Genomic DNA, 16,289 nt, shown 5'->3' with positions numbered 1-16,289 from the left:
GTTTGGCACGCCCTTTGCGACGTATGGGTGGCAATGACACACCAGACTGACATCGTGAGGGAAACGGACCATGCAACTGCGCAAGACAACGCTAGCCGGAAGGAGCAACCTCGACTGGGCTATCGTGGCCAGCATTCTGGCGATGGTAGCGCTGAACCTGGTCGTTCTTTCGGATCACCTCGGCCCCGCCAAGGCATTTGCCGCGACGCCGACCTGCCAGATCGAACTGGCATGACCCGGCTCGACGCAGAAATCGAGGCGATCCGCCGCAATCCCGTTCCCTACACCGTCAAGAACCACAAGATCGGAGTTCGTAAGATGGGCATTTTCTCCCGCACTCGCGACATCATCGCCGCCAACTTCAACGACATGCTCGACAAGGCAGAAGACCCGGCGAAGATGATCCGCCTGATCATCCTCGAGATGGAAGAGACGCTCGTCGAAGTCCGTTCCTCGAGCGCCCGCACCATCGCGGACCAGAAGGAAATGCGCCGCCATGTCGCCAAGCTGGAAAAGCTGCAGGCAGACTGGGCGGACAAGGCGCAGCTCGCGCTCAGCAAGGACCGCGAGGACCTGGCCCGGGCCGCGCTGCTCGAAAAGAAGAAGGCCGGCGACATGGCCGACCAGCTCAATGCCGAGATCGATGTGCTCGACGATGCGCTCCGCGCCTACGAGCAGGATATCGAGAAGCTTCAGCAGCGCCTGCGCGAAGCACGCTCGCGCCAGTCCTCGATCACTGCGAGGCTGCAAAGTGCCGAGAATCGGGTTAAGCTGCGCACACTCCTGTCGAGCGAGCGCGTCGACGAGGCGATGGTCCGCTTCGACCAGCTCGAACGCCGGGTCGATTACGCGGAAGGTCGTGCCGAGTCGCTGAGCATCGCGGAGAAGCAGCAGCCGACCCTGGCCGAGGAAATCGCCGCGCTTGCGGACGGAGACAAGGTCGAGGCCGAGCTGGAAGAATTGAAGCGGCGCGTTAAGGGTAACAGCGCCCCGGTCGCCAAGACCGCCGACGCCGGATCGCAGGACGCGGCCAAGCCCGCCGAATGATCCGCAAGCGGACCCCCAAGGCCTCCCGCGCCCCGTCCGGTCGCGGGAGAGCCGAACAGACGAACCGTCCGGACGAAGAAACTGGTACACCTGTCAAGGAAGGGACATCGAAGTGAACAGGCACGGCAATCGCTATTATCTGAACAAGGCGGACGGAAAGCTGTTCGGGGTGTGCTCGGGACTCGCCGACTACACCGGGATCGATTCGATCTGGATTCGCGTGGCGGCAGTGATGCTGACGCTGTTCGTCTCGTTCATCACGATCCCGATCTACATCGTCACCGCGATCCTGGCCGATTCGAAGCCCGCCTACCTCTATTCCGACGAGGAAGAGGAACGGCTGCTCCGCAAGATCCGGCGCCGCGAAGCCCGCTCGGGCCGCGTCCGCCGCGACCTGAGCGAGATCGACCGCCGCATTGCGAACGTGGAATCGCACTACTCGGCGAGCAACTCGCGTCTCGCCGCGGAAATCGACCGGCTGCGCTGAGCGGCCGGAGAGGAGAATCAAGATGGAAGGCATACTCGCCCTCATGATCCCGCTCGCCCCGTTCATTCTCGGCGGCATCTGGATCTGGACCCGGCATCAGAGCCGGATGGCCGAAATGCACATGAAGGAAACCGCCGAGAAGGCCGCACAGTACGCGTCCGACAACACCGAGCTCGAGGAACGCGTCCGCGTCCTCGAACGCATCGTCACCGACAAGGGCTATGACGTCGGCCTCCAGATCGAGGCCCTGCGCGACCAGCAGAAGGTCGAGGAACTGCGCGAGAGCGCGGCGCAGAACGTCGAACGCTCGGTCAACTGAGGCAGGTGGACATGGACAACTTTCCCTTCGACGTCGCCATGCCCGCAATCGTCGTTATCGGCGTGCTGCTCACCCTAGGCTGGGTTGCTACGACCTGGCTGCGGATGCGGCACGGCTACCCGCTCGAAAGCGCGTGGGGCACCCCGATCTATCCCAAGACCGACCAGGAAGCGAAGGCGCGCATACAGTTGCTGACGCAGGAAAACGCCAAGTTGCAGGCCGAACTGTCCTCGATGAAGGACCGGCTGGCCACGGTCGAGCGCATCGTCACCGACGAGGGCTTCGACGTGGCACGCCAGATCGATGCCCTGCGCGATTCGTCCGATGCGGAGATGACGAAGCAATGAGTTTCTGGACCGCCGTTGTCGTCATCTTCGCGATCGCCACCTTCGCCTGGCTGCGTGCGCAAAAGTATCGCAGCGGCCAGCAGGGCGACGGCAAGGCAATCAGCCACTCCGCCGACCCCGAACTGGAGCGCGAGGTCGAGAAGCTGCGCGAGCGGATCGCGGTGCTCGAGCGCATCGCCACCGACGAGCGCCAGACCCACGACATCGCCAGGGAGATCGAGTCGCTGCGCGACTGACCTCCCTTAGGCGTCACAAGATCAGCGGGTCGGAGCCATGCTCCGGCCCGCTCAGCGTTCGCCCTTGTTCGCCTTCTCGTAGGCGGAGGCGGCGCCGTCCCAGTTGCCGACGGTCTGGTCCTTCAGCTCGACCGGATCGATCCCGACCGACTCGCCGAGATATTCGCCGGCCACGGCCATCGCCTTGTCGGTAACCTGGCCGAGCATCGAGTCGTCGTCCTTCTTGCTGTCGAGCGATGCCACCGAGACCGACTGCTTCGACCACGGGTTGTCCGGCTTCTGCTCTTCCTCCGAGGGCTGGTTGCCCATGAACGTGAAGGCCGCGACGCCGACGATGCCAAGCGTCAGTACCTTGTGCCTGACGAAGTATTGCGCAACTTTGAACATAACAGTCTCCCCAATGCTGCGCTCGTCAGTAAAACGATCTAGTTGCCAGCCAATTAACTTCTCGCCATTGTTTTATCCGATTTATTTAGATGCCCTGCCCGATCCCGGCCTTGCATTTCGTCCGGTTCGCCAAGAGGATCGCGGGCGAACCCGCCGGACCGGGCGGGCGCAGAGAGGAAACGACAATGATCCGAGGCATCCACCACATCGCGCTCAACACCGGCAACTTCGACCGGATGCAGCACTTCTACGGCACCACGCTCGGCTTCGAACAGGTCGGCGATCCGCACGCATGGGCCAACGACCCGACGTCCGACCGTGCGATCGGACTGCGCGATTCGGCGGCGCGGCAGGTCTTCTTCAAGGCGGGCAACGTCTACCTGGAACTGTTCGAGTACACCAATCCCGTGGCGCGCGACGGGGAAGCGCTGCGGCCCTGCGACAGGGGCTACACCCACTTCGCCATCGACGTGCAGGACATCGCGTCCGAATATGCCCGGCTCAGCGCTGCCGGAATGCGCTTTGCCGCCGAGGAACCCTGCGATTTCGGCCCGATCAAGGCGGTCTACGGCTGGGACCCCGACGGCAACGTGATCGAGATCCAGCAGATCGAGGAAAGCGAGGCCGCCTCCTTCGAGAAGCTGGGCGACCGCGCGCCGGCCTGATCCTCTTGCCCGTCCCCGCCCCGGCGAATTGCCGCTTTCGCCTCGCACCGCGAATGGGCTAGAGCGCGTCGCCATGCGCAGTCTCGACGATATCCGCGAGGAATACGAATTCCTCGAAGGCGACGAGCGCTACCGGCTGCTGATCGAACTCGGGCGCGAGCTCGACGACATGCCCGATGCGCTCAAGACCGATGCCACCAAGGTGCGCGGCTGTTCGGCCAGCGTCTGGGTCTACCCGACGCAGACCGGGGCCGGGCAACTGCACTTCCTGGCGGACAGCAACGCGGCGATCACCAAGGGCATCGTCGCGCTGGTCCTGTCCGCCGTTCAGGACCGGCCCGCCGTCGAAGTCGCCGAAACCGACATCGCCGCCCGGCTCGAACCGTTCGACCTCAGGAACCAGCTATCGTCCAACCGGACGCAAGGCGTGCCCAACATGATCGCGCTGATCCGGGAAACCGCCGCCCGTTTCGCCGCGCAATAGCGTCGCAAGCCCCGGTGGGCCGTCATTTCTTCTTCGCACTCGGCCTCCTGTTCGTCGGGCTGGGCATTGTCGGCGCGGCGCTGCCCATCGTGCCGACCGTGCCGTTCCTGCTTCTTGCCGCGTTCTGCTTCGCGCGCAGCCGCCCCGACCTTGCACAGCGGCTCTACGAGCACCCGCGCTACGGCGCCTCGCTGCGCGACTGGCGTGACCGGCGCGCCATCGGCCGCAGGGCGAAGATTTCCGCAATCGCCGCGATGGCCATCGGCGTCGGCTTCACCGCGCTGACCATCGGCTGGCCGTGGGTGCTGATCTCGGCAGCGATCCTCGTCCTTGTCGGCCCGTGGATCTGGACCCGGCCGGAGTAGGACCAAAGGCGACGAAGTTGACACCCCGTCACCTTACCTGAATGCACTAATTCCCTGTTGTTTCAATGATATGCGGCAGAATGCGCCGGTTGACACCCTGCATGCCAAAAATGTCTCCAGCGATACCAGGAGAGCGGTGCACGCTCCTGTACACCGCACACTCGAAGTAGGAAACGCCGCGGCTCAGTCGTCGACAGCCGCGCGCAGGACAGCGATGCCGCTGCGGCGCTGTTCCTTCAGCTCGCGCTTCAGGGCCGCAGGATCGCGGGCGATGACGAAGCCGAAGCTGACCCCGCCCTCCTTGCCGACGGTGGCGTGATGCAGCTTGTGCGCCTGAACGAGCCGCCTGGCGTAGCCGCGCTTGGGCACCCACCGGAAATAGCGCTGGTGGACGAGGCCGTCATGGATCAGCGTGTAGACGATGCCGTAGCCGAGGATGCCGGCACCGATCCACGTCGCCGGCGACCATGCCGCCTCCCCGGCGACGAGCGGGCTGCCGAGCGCAAACATCGATATGCTCATTGCCGCGCCGACGACGGCATAGAGGTCGTTCTTCTCGAGGAGGTTGTCGTGCGGCTCGTGGTGGTCGCGGTGCCAGGCCCAGCCGAAGCCGTGCATGATATACTTGTGGCTCGACCAAGCGACGAATTCCATGGCGAGCATGGTGGCAAGGACGATGGCTATGGCAACGAGCGTGGACATCGCGGCCCATATAGCCATGCCGCAGCCCTGCGACAATTTCTTACACCATGTGACGGACAGTGACGGTTCATCGGGCTAGATGGATAAGTGCATCGCAAGCCAAGGAGAACCGCCATGCACAAGTCCCTGATGTTCGTTCTTGCCGCTACCGGTTTCGCTGCCGGCGTTCCTGCCGCGCAGGCGCACGATACCGGGTATCACAACGCGAACGCGCGTCACGATATGCGCCACGACACCCGCAACTACTACGATTCCCGCCACTACACCGCCGCCACCCCGGCGCAGGTAAGTGCCGAGATCCGCAGGCTGGGCGACCGCATCGCCATCGCCCAGCGACGCGGCACGATTTCGAAGCGCGAGGCGAACGCGCTTCGCCATGACACGCGCGAGATACGCCGCACCTATGCCCGATATGCCCGCGACGGCCTGACCCGCGGCGAAGTGCGCAGCCTGAAGAACCGCATCGACGGCGTAGAGCTCGCCCTGCGCGCCGAACGCCGCGACCGCGACCGCCGCCGGGGCTGACGCCCGGCATTGGGGATCGCCGTTCCCACTTGGCACCTTCGAAGGCCCGCCGTTCGCGCTTGAATTGCGCGGGCGGCGGGCCTAACCGCGCTTTCATGTCTGACACACCGCGCACGCTTTACGAAAAGATCTGGGACGCCCACGTCGTCGAACGCCGCGACGACGGCACCTGCCTTGTCTACATCGACCGGCACCTCGTCCACGAAGTCACCAGTCCGCAGGCGTTCGAGGCGCTGCGCGTTTCGGGCCGCAAGGTACGCCGTCCCGACCTGACGCTCGCCGTGCCCGACCACAACCTGCCGACCACCGCACGCCGCGACGATGCCGGCAACCGCATCCCCATCGCCGATCCGCAAAGCGCGCAGCAGCTTGCCGCGCTGGAGCGCAACGCGCCCGAATTCGGCATCCGCTACATCGACGATGCCGCCGCCGAGCAGGGCATCGTCCACGTCGTCGGGCCAGAGCAGGGCTTCTCGCTGCCGGGCGCGACCATCGTGTGCGGCGACAGCCACACCTCGTGCCACGGCGGTCTCGGCGCGCTCGCCTTCGGGATCGGCACGAGCGAGGTCGAGCATGTCCTGGCAACGCAGACGCTGCTGCTCAAGCAGGCGAAGACGATGGAAGTGCGCGTCGAGGGCGAGCTTTCGCCCGGCGTCACGCCCAAGGACCTGATCCTCCACATCATCGGCACCATCGGTACCGCCGGCGGCACCGGGCACGTCATCGAGTTTCGCGGCAAGGTTTTCGAGCAGATGAGCATCGAGGGCCGCCTCACCGTGTGCAACATGTCGATCGAGGGCGGCGCGCGCGCCGGCCTGATCGCGCCCGACGAAACCACGTTCGCCTATCTGGAAGGTCGCCCCTACGCCCCGCGGGGCGAGGACTGGGACAAGGCGGTCGCCTGGTGGAAGGGCCTTGCCACCGATCCCGGAGCGCGGTTCGACAAGTCGGTCATCATCGACGCGGCGCAGGTGCAGCCGACCGTTACCTGGGGCACGAGCCCCGAGGATACCGTGCCCATCGGCGGCACCGTGCCCGCACCCGAGAGCTTCGCCGACGCATCGAAGCAGGACGCGGCGCGCGTCAGCCTGGAATACATGGGCCTGGAACCAGGAATGCGCATGAGCGACGTGGAAGTGCAGAACGTCTTCATCGGATCTTGCACCAACAGCCGGATCGAGGACCTGCGCGCCGCCGCCGAGGTGCTGCGCGGACGGCACAAGGCGGACGGCGTGAAGTGGGCGATCGTCGTGCCCGGCTCGGGCCTCGTCAAGCAGCAGGCCGAGGCCGAGGGACTCGACAAGGTGTTCACCGATGCCGGCCTCGAATGGCGCGAACCCGGCTGCTCGGCGTGCCTCGGCATGAACCCCGACAAGGTCCCGGCGGGCGAGCGCTGCGCATCGACCAGCAACCGCAACTTCACCGGGCGGCAGGGACCCGGCGCGCGCACGCACCTCGTCTCGCCCGCGATGGCGGCGGCAGCGGCGGTGACCGGCCGGCTGACCGACGTGCGAGAGCTCATGGGGGCCGACGCGAGCGTCTGATGCAGGTCGGCAAAAGCAGGTAGTAATCCTGCGAACAATGTCTTAGCATCCCGGCAACGACAAGAGACCGGGAGAGTCCGATGGATGCTCATGGATCGGCCGCGCCCGTGCTGGCGCAGGCGTGGGAGGGCTTTCACGAGGCGCAGCGAGAAGTGCTGGGCTGGATGACCGGAAGCGAACGGTTCGAGCGCTTTGCGCAAAGCCGCGCGCGCGCCTACCACGCCGCGATAGAGGCTACCGCGATGGCCTACAACTTCGCGGTCGCGCCCCGCCGCCTGCACCCGCGCATGTTCGTGAACACCGTCTGGCAGACTGACATGTACACGCTCGGCCAGAACGGGCCCGACTTCTACTACGGCGTGTGCTTCCTCGACGGGGAGCAGGAATACCGCATCACCGGCAATTTCAACGATTCGGTGCTGATCCTCGGACAGGTCATCGCGCATCTTTCCGGGCACCCCGAATCGGACGTGGTCGGCAATTACGACTTCGCTGACTTCGAGGTCGGCCACGACGGATCGTACGAGATCGCGGTGAGCGCGCAGGAGAAGCCGGGCAACTGGATGAAGCTGTCGCCCGACAGCGGCTACAACTTCATCCTGTTCAGGCGCGCGACCGGGGACTGGAACCAGACGCCCGCCAGCCTTCACATCGAACGCACCAGCCCCCTGCCCGACGACCACTACGACGACGACGAGTTCGACGAGGCGACGATGGCAGAGCGCATCGACCGCGCCACCGCCTTCATGAAGTACCTGGTGCGCGATTTCGCGATCAACCTCTACGAATGGTACCGGGGCAATGCGGCGGAGGACGAGCAGGGCGGCGAGACCCGGACGAAGGTGATGGCCCGCAACGACAGCGACGCCGGGTTCAACCGCCTGTGCTTCCTGCCGGGCACGATCACCAGCACGGTAGGCTCTCCGGCGTCGAACTACGCCATGGCGATCTACAACCTCGCTCCCGACGAGGCGCTTATCGTCGAGCTCGACGAGGTGCCGGACGGGGTCTACTGGTCCTACCAGCTGGGCGACGTCTGGTCCCGCTCGCTGAACTACATGTACCACAACAGCTCGATCAGCATGCACCACGCAGCGGTGGACGGCGACGGTGCGCTGCGCGTGGTCGTCGCCCATCGCGATCCGGGCGTGCAGAACTGGCTCGATACGACGGGGCGGCTGCAAGGCTCGCTCGTCTTCCGTAATTATCGCGCGACCAAGGCGCCGGTCCCCTCGACGCGGGTGGTGAAGTTCGACGAGATCGCCGACCACCTGCCGCCCGGCACCGCAACGGTGTCGGCAGAGGAACGCGCCGCGCAGCTGCGCTCGCGCCATGCCGGCGTCCTCAAGCTGCACGGCGAATGACGGAGCGGGGAGGAAAGCGATGAACGACGGTGCGACGGTGCAGCAGAGCCGCCAGGCGGCCTGGTCCCCTCCCGAGCGGCCCGGGTGGGTCGAGCAATTCAACGCGCTGGCGGGCGCTACCGGGCTGACCGACCTCGTTCCGCTCGATGCGGATTCGCTGATCGCGGCGGCGCGGAAAGAGACCGGCCTTTCCGATTTCGGCGCGGACGACTGGCGCGAACCGTTCGCGGTCTTCCTGAAGAGCCTCGAGGAAGAGGCCGACCTCAACCCCACCGGGCGGCTGCTCGCGCGCGCCGACCTGATCCGGCTGCTTGCCGGGCGCTTGCTGGTCGAGCATGCCTTCGCGCAGGATCCCTCGATCGATGACGAGGCGATCGAGGAGCCGGTGTTCATCGTCGGCCAGGGCCGTACGGGCACCTCGATCTTGCAGAAGCTGCTCGGCCTCGACCCGGCGAACCGGACGCTGATGACCTGGGAGTGCATGTTCCCGGCGGGCGACGATCCGGTCGCGGCGCGGATCGCAAGGGCCGATGCGCACTTCGCGCTGTGGACCGGCGTCGCTCCCGAACTCGACCGCATCCACGACTGGGGCGGCGACGAGCCGATGGAGACGATCCTTGCCGAATCGATGAGTTTCCAGTGCCCCGCCTGGCTCAACCTCCTCGGCCTGACGCCGTCGTACAATGCCTTCATCACCGACGCGCACCGGCGCAATTCGCTCGCCTATGCGAAGCGGGTGATGAAGCTGCGTCAGCGCAACGCGCCCGTCGGCGCTGGGTAGTGAAGTCGCCCGAGGCGACCGCCTACCTGCCCGTCGTGCTGGAGGTCTTTCCCGACGCGCGGCTGATCTGGCCGCATCGAGACCCGATCAAGGCGATGGCATCGGCGGTCAACATGATCGGTAACTTCGTCTGGGCGCGCAGCGACACGATCCCGCCCGCCAGCGTGTTCGATTTCATGACCGACCCGGAAGCGTCGGCAAGGCGGCTATCGACGCCGATCGACCTGATCGAGAACGGCACCATCCCTTCCGACCAGATCGCCAGCATCCGCTACGACGAACTGGTCGACGATCCGCTGGCGGCGCTGGAAAAGACCTATGCGCAGATCGGCATCGACCTGTCGCAAGCGGCGCGCGAGGCGATCGCCGACCACTTCGCGCGCAACCCGCAGGAGGCAAGAAAGCCGCACCGATACCAGACGGGCGATGCCGACCGGATAGCCCGCGAGCGCGAGCATTTCCGCCGGTACCAGGACTATTTCTCGATCCCGAGCGAGGTCTAGCCCGCCTCTCCCGCAGCTTCTTGCCACGTCCGCCATTCGCGCTCGACAAACCGTTCCAGCGTGAGCGGGGATCGTCCGAGCAGCCAGGTGAGGACGTTGGCGTTGCCCGCGAAATCGTACTGCCCGTACCACAGCGCGACGGCGCGGATCAGCGCCTTGGCGTAGCGGAACTCGTCGCCGTGGCCCATGCCGTAGAAGTGCGCGAAGTAATCGTCCGGTGAGATGATCTCGGCGCCCGTCGGTCGGCCCGTCACTTGCGAAACGATGGCGGCGATGTGGTTGCCCGAAAAGTTGCCGGGAGAGCATAGCTGGTAGGTCGCGCCGTAGTGGGCCTCGCGCTCGGTCGCGACTTTCGCGACGACTTCCGCGACATCCTCGAGCGCGACCATCGCCTGAACCCGGTCGAGGTCGTAGAGCTGGCGCCAGACGCCGCTTTCGAACGTGGCGCCGAACACGCCGGGCATCATGTAGTCGGCAGGCTGGAGGATCGTGAAGGGGATGTTCGCTTCGAGAAGATGCTCCTCCACCTCGCCCTTCAGCTTGTGCTGGATCATCTTCGTGGCGTTGGGATAGAGCGTCGAGCTGTAGATCAGGTGCCCGGTCCCCGCCTCGCGCGCGGCGTCGACCATCGCGAAACCCATTTCCCGCTCGAGAGGGTGCGCGGTCGGTCCGACGTGGTAGATCGTGTCGACGCCCGCGACCGCCTCGGCGAGGAAGCCCCTGTCGGCAACGTTGCCCGCCATGACTTCAAACGCTCCGAGCGCAAGGACCTCGTCGTCCTTGCCGGACGTTGCACGCAACGCGCGAACCTCGAAGCCGGCCTTGGCGAGCTTCGGCACGACGAGGCGTCCCTGGTTGCCGGCGGCGGCGGTGACGAGGACCCGGCGGCTCATCGCCGCCCCTCGAGGTAATCGTTGAGGACTTCGTTGAAGAAGCGGACGCGCGTCTCCTGTCCGGCAAGGTAGGCGTCCTCGTAGGCTTGCGAGCGAATGCCGCGCTGCTGCCCCTCGGCCAGCATCAGGTCCTGGATGACCACGCCGCCATGCATCTCGTGGACGCCGCGCCCGCCGTCGAAGGACCGGCGGATCGGCTCGGCCTCCCGGATGGGCAGGCGCTCTGTCCCGACCATCGCGGTTGCGGTCATCGTCTGGCCCTCGACCGGGAAGACCATCGCCCAGAGGTCGAAGGTGCACTTCTCCGGGTCATGGGGGTGCGGCTCGGTCCGCTGGAGGAAGACCTCGTCTGGTCCGAAGGTGAGCGCGACGTTCGGAAAGATCGTCGAGTGGATCGATTCGGTGAGCTCGCTGTCGCTGAGGCGCGCGTAATGCTTCGACCCGCGGCCGGGGCCGAGCCTGCGCTTCGCCTCGGCAAGGTCGCGCCAGCCTTCGACGACCTTTTCCTCGAAGCTGCGATAGTGCGCGGGATCGATCTCCCAGTGCCGCAGCACGTCGTCGAAGACGTGCGGCTCCGAGCCTTCGGGACTGTCGCGCAGCGAGGGGCGGAACGGCTGGATCGTCCGCCCGTGACCCTCGGGGAACATCTCGAGCCGCGCGTTCCAGTAATCCTGGTCGCAGAATGCCGGAACCTGCGGATGCGCGGTGCGGGTGTGGTAGGATTCGGAGAAGTTCTCCGGCGCGAACTTCCAGTTCGTGTTGAGGTCGATCTTGATCTGGAAGACGCGCACGAGACTTTCCAGCGGGAAGCTATCGTACTGGTGGAGCACCGGTCCCATGAAGTCCTCGAACGAGGGTGCCTCGTCGCTCATCGCGTACCAGACGAAGCCTCCCCAGGTGGCGCAGCGCGTTTCCCTGAGCGACAGCTTGCCGCACGGATCGCCCTGCGGGAAATTGTCGGCGTCGGGCACGTTGCGCAGTTCTCCGTCTATGCCGAAGACCCAGCCGTGATAGGGGCAGGTGAACGCCTCGATCGAGGAGCTTTGCGACGTCAGCCGGTGCCCGCGATGGCGGCAGCTGTTGAAGAAGGCGCGCAGCGAACCGTCGGGCTGGCGCGCGACGATAACCGATTCGTGCAGGAAATCGTGGACGAGGTAATCGCCTGTTTCGGGCACCTCGTTCTCGCGACCGGCGATGTGCCAGACCTTCTTCCACATGCACTGCCATTCGCGGTCGGCGAACTCGCGCGACCAGTAGCGCTCGCCCGACATCGGATCGCCGCGAAGCCGCGTCGGGTCGCCGCCGTTCATCGTCGTGGTCGCGTCCATCATCTCTCCCTTGCTTGCCGGCGGTTTCGTGCCGCTATTCGTCAGAGTTCGTCGAAAAGGTAGCGATCCATTTCCGCGAACTGGTGCAGGTTGCGCGTCTCCTGCTCGGAAAAGCGCACCTTGTCGAAGCCAACCGACTGCATCCCGCGCTGGCATCGACGTGTGGTATCGACGTCCTGCCAGAGGAGCAGGCCGATCGTGTCGATCAGGTCCGGCGCGTCCCAGCTGGTGCGGATCCGTTCGGGCCGGTTGTCCGGGTCGGGAACGTCCGAACCGCCGAGGTAGGCTGGCGGTCGCACGCCGGGTCCCAGCCGGGGCGCCAGCGCCATGATGTGCTGGCGGCATTTCTGCGGATCGTTCCTGTCGGGAATGTAGCGCTGGAACAGGACGCCTTCGGGCTGGACGATGATCTGCAGGTTGGGAAACAGGTTCATCGCCCACGAGTCCGTCAGCTGGCTGTCGGTGAAGCGGCTGTAGTCGAGGCCCCAGGGATTGTCCCTGCGCCGCTTGACCTCGCGCAAGGCGGGGCGCACGTCTCCCGGCCTGTCCGCGAAGTCGGCGGGATCGAGCCCGGCCTCGGCGAGCAGGTACTTGAGCGGCTCGGTCAGCCGCGCCTCGCCCAGCCGGGCGCTGGGGATGCCGTTTGGTACCCATTGCCTGCTGTGGCCGTGGGCATAGAAATCGTGCTGCAGGTACTTGTCCTCGATCGCCTCCATGAGTTCGGGATGCGTGACGTGGACGTGATAGGCCTCGCTGAAGGCGTCGAGCACGGTCTTCCAGTTGCATTCCAGCTGCACGACGACGTCGTTCACAACCGCCATGTCCTCGATCCGGTAGTCGGCCAGGACGTCGGCGATCTCGCCGAGGTATTCGGACAGCGGGATCGCATCGTTGTCGAAATTCACGAAGACGAAGCCGCCCCAGGTCTCGCAGCGGAGCGAGGGCATGTCGAGCTTTCCGCACAGCGCCTCCTCGCGGAAGAACCTGCGGTCGGTGACGTGGCGGTTGCGCCCGTCGAGGCCGTAGCGCCATGAGTGATAGCCGCAGACGAATTGCGGCCCCTCGCCGAAGTCTCCGCTGACGAGCTGGTGCCCGCGATGCTGGCAGACGTTGAGCAGCGCATGGACCGCATCGCCCTCGCCGCGAACGACGAGGATCGATTCGACGCCGAATTCGAATTGCAGCCAGCAACCCTTGCGGGGAATGTCCGACAGCCTGCCCGCGCAGAGCCAGACCTTCGGCCAGAGCCGCTGCCATTCGAGCTCGGCCCACTCGCGGCTGGTGTAGCGCGCGGCATCGACCGTCAGGTTGCGGTCGCGGTGCGGCTGCACATCGCGCAGCGCCGGCGACTTGCGCTCTACCGGGTGGCGCTCGCCCTCGACAGGCATTTCGTATTCGCCTGGCACGAAGCCCGCGCGCGCATCGCCTTCGATCCTCTCCATCGTCATCCTCGCTTGGTGTTTCGCCGCATCTTCTGCGCGACCGGACGAGCAATCAAGGCATAATCGTATGCTAGCATCCATTCGCCTGTAAGCGCCCTGACCGATCACGCGGTGCGGAAAATCAGCGAAAGAATCTTGTTGGTATTCAAGGGCCGGCGACACGAACCGTCGTGGTGTGGGCAAGTGCTTTGCGAAACTATTGACCTTTGCACCATGTCTACGTAAGTCGTACGCCATCGTATCAAATCGGTTGCAACTCGGGGTTGCTGCCGGGCAACGGGGCGAATTCCCGAGATTCGCCCCTTCAGGGATCACGTGGAAGGGTCATCCGCCGGCAAGAGCGGGTCCCTCCACCACAATGAGGAGGCCTCGACGATGAAGGGCAATATTTTCGGCACGCGTGCGTTCGTGGGTGGCCTGCTGGCCGGTTCGGCCATGCTCGCCTATTCCGGTACGGCGCAGGCGCAGGATAGCGCCGACGAACAGTTCAGCGGTCTACAGACCATCGTCGTGACCGCGCAGAAGCGCGAGCAGAACGTGCAGGACACGCCGATCAGCGTGACCGCGCTTTCGGGCGAGACGCTGGCCGCGCAGGGCATCGAGGAAGTCGCCGACCTCAAGGCAGTCGACCCCTCGCTCCAGATCGGCGAGGCTACGGGCGTCGTCACGACCTTCATCCGCGGCATCGGCAACCCCGTCACCACGGCGGGCAACGAGGCGTCGGTGCCGGTCTACATCGACGACGTGTACTTCACCCGCGCCGCCTTCGCCTACTTCGACCTTGCCAGCATCGAACGGATCGAAATCCTGAAAGGCCCGCAGGGCACGCTGTTCGGACGTAACGCATCTGGCGGCGTCATCAACGTCGTGACCGCCGATCCCGACCTTTCCTCGCCCGCGCTGAAGGCCAGCCTCGGCTACGGCAACTACCAGACGATGGACGCGACCTTCTACGGCAACATGCCGATCGGGGACAGCGTCGCGGCGAACCTGTCTGTCAGCTACAACGACCAGAACCAGGGCTGGGGCCGCAACAAGGGCCTGATCGATCCGCTCAACCCCTCGCTCGGCTATTCGGACGACGACGAGGATTACTGGAAGGGCCGCAGCTTCAGCGCGCGCGGCAAGCTGCTGTTCGATATTTCCGACGCGATCGACCTCAAGCTGGTCGGCTATTACGTCAACTTCCGCAGCTCGATCGGCATCTATTCGCGGCCGTTCCCCGGCACGCTGGGCGGCACGCCGAATCCGGCGCTGCAGGGCTTTGCAGACAACCCCTTCATCCCGACGCCGCCGCAGGCGCTTCCCGAACTCGGCTTCTACGACGTGCCTCTGGGCGGCGGGCAGACGCCGACGCAGGAAATGTTCGACGACGTCGAGGGTTACGGCTTCTCCGGCCGGCTCGACATCGAGCTCGGCTTCGCCGACCTCGTCAGCATCACCGCCTACCGCGAATCTGACGAACTGTACTACTCGGCGGGCAACTACTCGCCGTACGACTACGCACAGTACTCGCTCAACATCGTGGACGAACAGTTCAGCCAGGAATTCCAGCTCAAATCGCCGTCGACCTCGGCGATCAACTGGATCCTCGGCCTCTATTACCTCGACGCCAAGGGCGGTTTCGCCCCGACAACCATCGAAGGTCCCGCCGTCGAATTCAGCGGCATCCAGATGATCGACATCAACGGCCAGCAGGACGTCAAGTCCTACGCGGCATTCGGGCAGATCACCTACCCGGTCACCGATCGCCTGAACATCACCGCCGGGCTGCGCTACACCATCGACGAAGTGACCGGCAACGGCTTTACAGACATCACGTTCCTTCCGGGCGTGATCGATCCGAACGCGCCGTTCACGTTCCGCGACCAGATCTTCAACGCGGGCAACAACTGCACCGGGCTGCTGACCGAATTCTTCACCGGCGGCGCGGTGCCCGCAGCAGGCATCTGCGACGGCAGCGGCAACCCCGACTACGACAGGAAGTTCAAGAAGCTGACCTGGCGCGGCGCGATCGACTACGACATCGCGGACGACGTGCTGGCCTATGCATCGGTCAGCCGCGGCTACAAGGCGGGCACGTTCAACACGCTGCCGCTCGATTCGCCTGCACTCCAGCCGGAGGTGGTCGACGCCTACGAAGTCGGCCTCAAGTCCGAGCTTCTCGACCGCCTGCTGCGCCTCAACATCGCGCTGTTCTGGAACGATATCGAGAACCCGCAGATCCAGGCGCAGCGCAACGGCCTCGTCTTCCTGCGCAACGCCGGTTCGGCGCGGACCAAGGGCGTCGAGGTCGACATCACCGCGGCCCCGGCTCCCGGCCTGACGCTGCGCGCGGCGGCTTCGTACCTCGATGCGAAGTTCACGGACTTCAACGACTGCCCGACCTATACCGTCATCCCGTCAGAGGGCGCGCTGGTGACTACCGGCACCGACTGTACGGGCAATCGCATGCCCTACACTTCCAAGTGGAAGTTTGCGGGCGGCATCGACTATCTGGCGGACATCGTCGGCACCGGCGAGGCGCGCTTCACGCTCAATGCCAGCTACTCGACCAAGTTCCCCTGGGACGCGGACAACGTGATTTACGAACCCTCGCGCTTCCTGCTCGACGGTTCGGTGGCATTCACGCCGGAGGATTACGAGCACGTCACCTTCCGGTTCTGGATGAAGAACATCACCGGGAAGAAATACAACATCAACTACTATGCGCAGGCGGGCGGCTCCGCCTACTCATCGGCGCCGGGCGCACCGCGCACCTACGGCGGCGAGATCATCTTCGAATTCTGATCCCGAACACGGGACGGAGAATGGGGCGGCCCGCAAGGCCGCCCTTTTTTCGTCCGGGCGCGTCTGGTGCCTTCGCATCG

Annotated in this window: 19 protein-coding genes; 14 read left to right on the top strand and 5 right to left on the bottom strand. The window is 65.2% G+C overall.

The annotated features are described in order from the left end of the window. Nucleotides 1–70: 70 nt before the first annotated feature. The 6 genes from FHS75_RS08845 (at nt 71) to FHS75_RS08820 (ending at nt 2,436) form a co-directional block, all read left to right on the top strand. On the top strand, nt 71–235 hold the full coding sequence (locus FHS75_RS08845; protein WP_179407303.1) for a hypothetical protein: 165 nt from the start codon (nt 71–73) through the stop codon (nt 233–235). After that, nucleotides 232–1,047 (top strand): phage shock protein PspA, encoded by an 816-nt coding sequence (gene pspA / locus FHS75_RS08840; RefSeq protein WP_179407302.1) that lies wholly within the window; start codon nt 232–234, stop codon nt 1,045–1,047. The genes FHS75_RS08845 and pspA overlap by 4 nt, the downstream gene beginning before the upstream one ends. Nucleotides 1,048–1,159: 112 nt before the next feature. Next, a complete protein-coding gene (locus FHS75_RS08835) occupies nt 1,160–1,534 on the top strand; it encodes a PspC domain-containing protein (protein WP_179407301.1) in 375 nt (124 codons plus the stop codon). Nucleotides 1,535–1,556: 22 nt separating this feature from the next. Continuing rightward, nucleotides 1,557–1,853 (top strand): hypothetical protein, encoded by a 297-nt coding sequence (locus FHS75_RS08830; protein ID WP_179407300.1) that lies wholly within the window; start codon nt 1,557–1,559, stop codon nt 1,851–1,853. Between the two features lie 11 nt (nt 1,854–1,864). After that, complete coding sequence (locus tag FHS75_RS08825; protein WP_179407299.1) at nt 1,865–2,200, top strand: hypothetical protein; 336 nt, start codon at nt 1,865–1,867, stop codon at nt 2,198–2,200. Continuing rightward, on the top strand, nt 2,197–2,436 hold the full coding sequence (locus FHS75_RS08820; RefSeq protein WP_179407298.1) for a hypothetical protein: 240 nt from the start codon (nt 2,197–2,199) through the stop codon (nt 2,434–2,436). The genes FHS75_RS08825 and FHS75_RS08820 overlap by 4 nt, the downstream gene beginning before the upstream one ends. Nucleotides 2,437–2,487: 51 nt before the next feature. Here FHS75_RS08820 and FHS75_RS08815 read toward each other — a convergent pair whose 3' ends face one another. Further along, nucleotides 2,488–2,823 carry a hypothetical protein gene (locus tag FHS75_RS08815; protein ID WP_179407297.1) on the bottom strand — a complete coding sequence of 112 codons (336 nt, stop codon included), beginning with the start codon at nt 2,821–2,823 and terminating at the stop codon, nt 2,488–2,490. A 185-nt stretch (nt 2,824–3,008) separates the two neighbouring features. Here FHS75_RS08815 and FHS75_RS08810 point away from each other — a divergent pair, with 185 nt between their 5' ends. The 3 genes from FHS75_RS08810 to FHS75_RS08800 all read left to right on the top strand — a co-directional run bounded on the left by FHS75_RS08810 (nt 3,009) and on the right by FHS75_RS08800 (nt 4,337). Further along, entirely contained in the window at nt 3,009–3,488 is a 480-nt protein-coding gene (locus FHS75_RS08810) for a VOC family protein (protein WP_179407296.1), read from the top strand. Between the two features lie 73 nt (nt 3,489–3,561). Then, on the top strand, nt 3,562–3,972 hold the full coding sequence (locus tag FHS75_RS08805; protein ID WP_179407295.1) for a SufE family protein: 411 nt from the start codon (nt 3,562–3,564) through the stop codon (nt 3,970–3,972). A 14-nt stretch (nt 3,973–3,986) separates the two neighbouring features. Then, entirely contained in the window at nt 3,987–4,337 is a 351-nt protein-coding gene (locus tag FHS75_RS08800) for a YbaN family protein (protein ID WP_179407294.1), read from the top strand. A 183-nt stretch (nt 4,338–4,520) separates the two neighbouring features. Here the strand turns inward: FHS75_RS08800 and FHS75_RS08795 are convergent, their stop codons facing one another. After that, a complete protein-coding gene (locus FHS75_RS08795; protein ID WP_179407447.1) occupies nt 4,521–5,039 on the bottom strand; it encodes a sterol desaturase family protein in 519 nt (172 codons plus the stop codon). A gap of 114 nt (nt 5,040–5,153) precedes the next feature. On the opposite strand from FHS75_RS08795, the gene FHS75_RS08790 reads away from it, so the two are divergent. The 4 genes from FHS75_RS08790 (at nt 5,154) to FHS75_RS08775 (ending at nt 9,756) form a co-directional block, all read left to right on the top strand. Beyond that, complete coding sequence (locus FHS75_RS08790) at nt 5,154–5,564, top strand: hypothetical protein (RefSeq protein ID WP_179407293.1); 411 nt, start codon at nt 5,154–5,156, stop codon at nt 5,562–5,564. Nucleotides 5,565–5,659: 95 nt separating this feature from the next. Then, the gene (gene leuC, locus FHS75_RS08785) at nt 5,660–7,108 is read left to right on the top strand and encodes a 3-isopropylmalate dehydratase large subunit (RefSeq protein WP_179407292.1); all 1,449 of its coding nucleotides are present in this window, start codon (nt 5,660–5,662) and stop codon (nt 7,106–7,108) included. An 80-nt stretch (nt 7,109–7,188) separates the two neighbouring features. Beyond that, the gene (locus tag FHS75_RS08780) at nt 7,189–8,472 is read left to right on the top strand and encodes a DUF1214 domain-containing protein (RefSeq protein ID WP_179407291.1); all 1,284 of its coding nucleotides are present in this window, start codon (nt 7,189–7,191) and stop codon (nt 8,470–8,472) included. Between the two features lie 477 nt (nt 8,473–8,949). Continuing rightward, a complete protein-coding gene (locus tag FHS75_RS08775) occupies nt 8,950–9,756 on the top strand; it encodes a sulfotransferase family protein (protein ID WP_308420084.1) in 807 nt (268 codons plus the stop codon). Here FHS75_RS08775 and FHS75_RS08770 read toward each other — a convergent pair. Genes FHS75_RS08770 through FHS75_RS08760 form a run of 3 tightly spaced genes read right to left on the bottom strand, consistent with a single transcriptional unit; the run spans nt 9,753 to nt 13,419 of the window. After that, complete coding sequence (locus tag FHS75_RS08770; RefSeq protein WP_179407289.1) at nt 9,753–10,649, bottom strand: NmrA family NAD(P)-binding protein; 897 nt, start codon at nt 10,647–10,649, stop codon at nt 9,753–9,755. The two genes, FHS75_RS08775 and FHS75_RS08770, sit on opposite strands and share 4 nt — an antisense overlap. Continuing rightward, nucleotides 10,646–11,980 (bottom strand): aromatic ring-hydroxylating oxygenase subunit alpha, encoded by a 1,335-nt coding sequence (locus FHS75_RS08765; protein ID WP_179407288.1) that lies wholly within the window; start codon nt 11,978–11,980, stop codon nt 10,646–10,648. Before FHS75_RS08765 ends, FHS75_RS08770 begins: the two co-directional genes overlap by 4 nt. Before the next feature lie 38 nt (nt 11,981–12,018). Further along, entirely contained in the window at nt 12,019–13,419 is a 1,401-nt protein-coding gene (locus tag FHS75_RS08760) for an aromatic ring-hydroxylating oxygenase subunit alpha (protein WP_179407287.1), read from the bottom strand. A 375-nt stretch (nt 13,420–13,794) separates the two neighbouring features. On the opposite strand from FHS75_RS08760, the gene FHS75_RS08755 reads away from it, so the two are divergent. Next, nucleotides 13,795–16,209, top strand: a complete 2,415-nt coding sequence (locus FHS75_RS08755) for a TonB-dependent receptor (RefSeq protein WP_179407286.1) — start codon at nt 13,795–13,797, stop codon at nt 16,207–16,209. Nucleotides 16,210–16,289: the final 80 nt, after the last annotated feature.

Origin of the sequence: Novosphingobium marinum, from assembly GCF_013408095.1 — a bacterium.
In the GTDB taxonomy this organism is placed as follows: domain Bacteria; phylum Pseudomonadota; class Alphaproteobacteria; order Sphingomonadales; family Sphingomonadaceae; genus Novosphingobium; species Novosphingobium marinum.
The sequence above is the reverse complement of the archived record's forward strand: the minus strand, read 5'-3'. Positions and strand labels throughout refer to the sequence as shown.

Excerpts from the sequence above, each read along its gene's own strand:
- FHS75_RS08845 (WP_179407303.1), top strand. The coding sequence starts at position 71 with ATGCAACTGCGCAAGACAACGCTAGCCGGAAGGAGCAACCTCGACTGG.
- pspA (WP_179407302.1), top strand. The coding sequence starts at position 232 with ATGACCCGGCTCGACGCAGAAATCGAGGCGATCCGCCGCAATCCCGTT.
- FHS75_RS08830 (WP_179407300.1), top strand. The coding sequence starts at position 1,557 with ATGGAAGGCATACTCGCCCTCATGATCCCGCTCGCCCCGTTCATTCTC.
- FHS75_RS08825 (WP_179407299.1), top strand. The coding sequence starts at position 1,865 with ATGGACAACTTTCCCTTCGACGTCGCCATGCCCGCAATCGTCGTTATC.
- FHS75_RS08820 (WP_179407298.1), top strand. The coding sequence starts at position 2,197 with ATGAGTTTCTGGACCGCCGTTGTCGTCATCTTCGCGATCGCCACCTTC.
- FHS75_RS08815 (WP_179407297.1), bottom strand. The coding sequence starts at position 2,823 with ATGTTCAAAGTTGCGCAATACTTCGTCAGGCACAAGGTACTGACGCTT.
- FHS75_RS08810 (WP_179407296.1), top strand. The coding sequence starts at position 3,009 with ATGATCCGAGGCATCCACCACATCGCGCTCAACACCGGCAACTTCGAC.
- FHS75_RS08805 (WP_179407295.1), top strand. The coding sequence starts at position 3,562 with ATGCGCAGTCTCGACGATATCCGCGAGGAATACGAATTCCTCGAAGGC.
- FHS75_RS08795 (WP_179407447.1), bottom strand. The coding sequence starts at position 5,039 with ATGTCCACGCTCGTTGCCATAGCCATCGTCCTTGCCACCATGCTCGCC.
- FHS75_RS08790 (WP_179407293.1), top strand. The coding sequence starts at position 5,154 with ATGCACAAGTCCCTGATGTTCGTTCTTGCCGCTACCGGTTTCGCTGCC.
- leuC (WP_179407292.1), top strand. The coding sequence starts at position 5,660 with ATGTCTGACACACCGCGCACGCTTTACGAAAAGATCTGGGACGCCCAC.
- FHS75_RS08780 (WP_179407291.1), top strand. The coding sequence starts at position 7,189 with ATGGATGCTCATGGATCGGCCGCGCCCGTGCTGGCGCAGGCGTGGGAG.
- FHS75_RS08770 (WP_179407289.1), bottom strand. The coding sequence starts at position 10,649 with ATGAGCCGCCGGGTCCTCGTCACCGCCGCCGCCGGCAACCAGGGACGC.
- FHS75_RS08765 (WP_179407288.1), bottom strand. The coding sequence starts at position 11,980 with ATGATGGACGCGACCACGACGATGAACGGCGGCGACCCGACGCGGCTT.
- FHS75_RS08760 (WP_179407287.1), bottom strand. The coding sequence starts at position 13,419 with ATGGAGAGGATCGAAGGCGATGCGCGCGCGGGCTTCGTGCCAGGCGAA.
- FHS75_RS08755 (WP_179407286.1), top strand. The coding sequence starts at position 13,795 with ATGAAGGGCAATATTTTCGGCACGCGTGCGTTCGTGGGTGGCCTGCTG.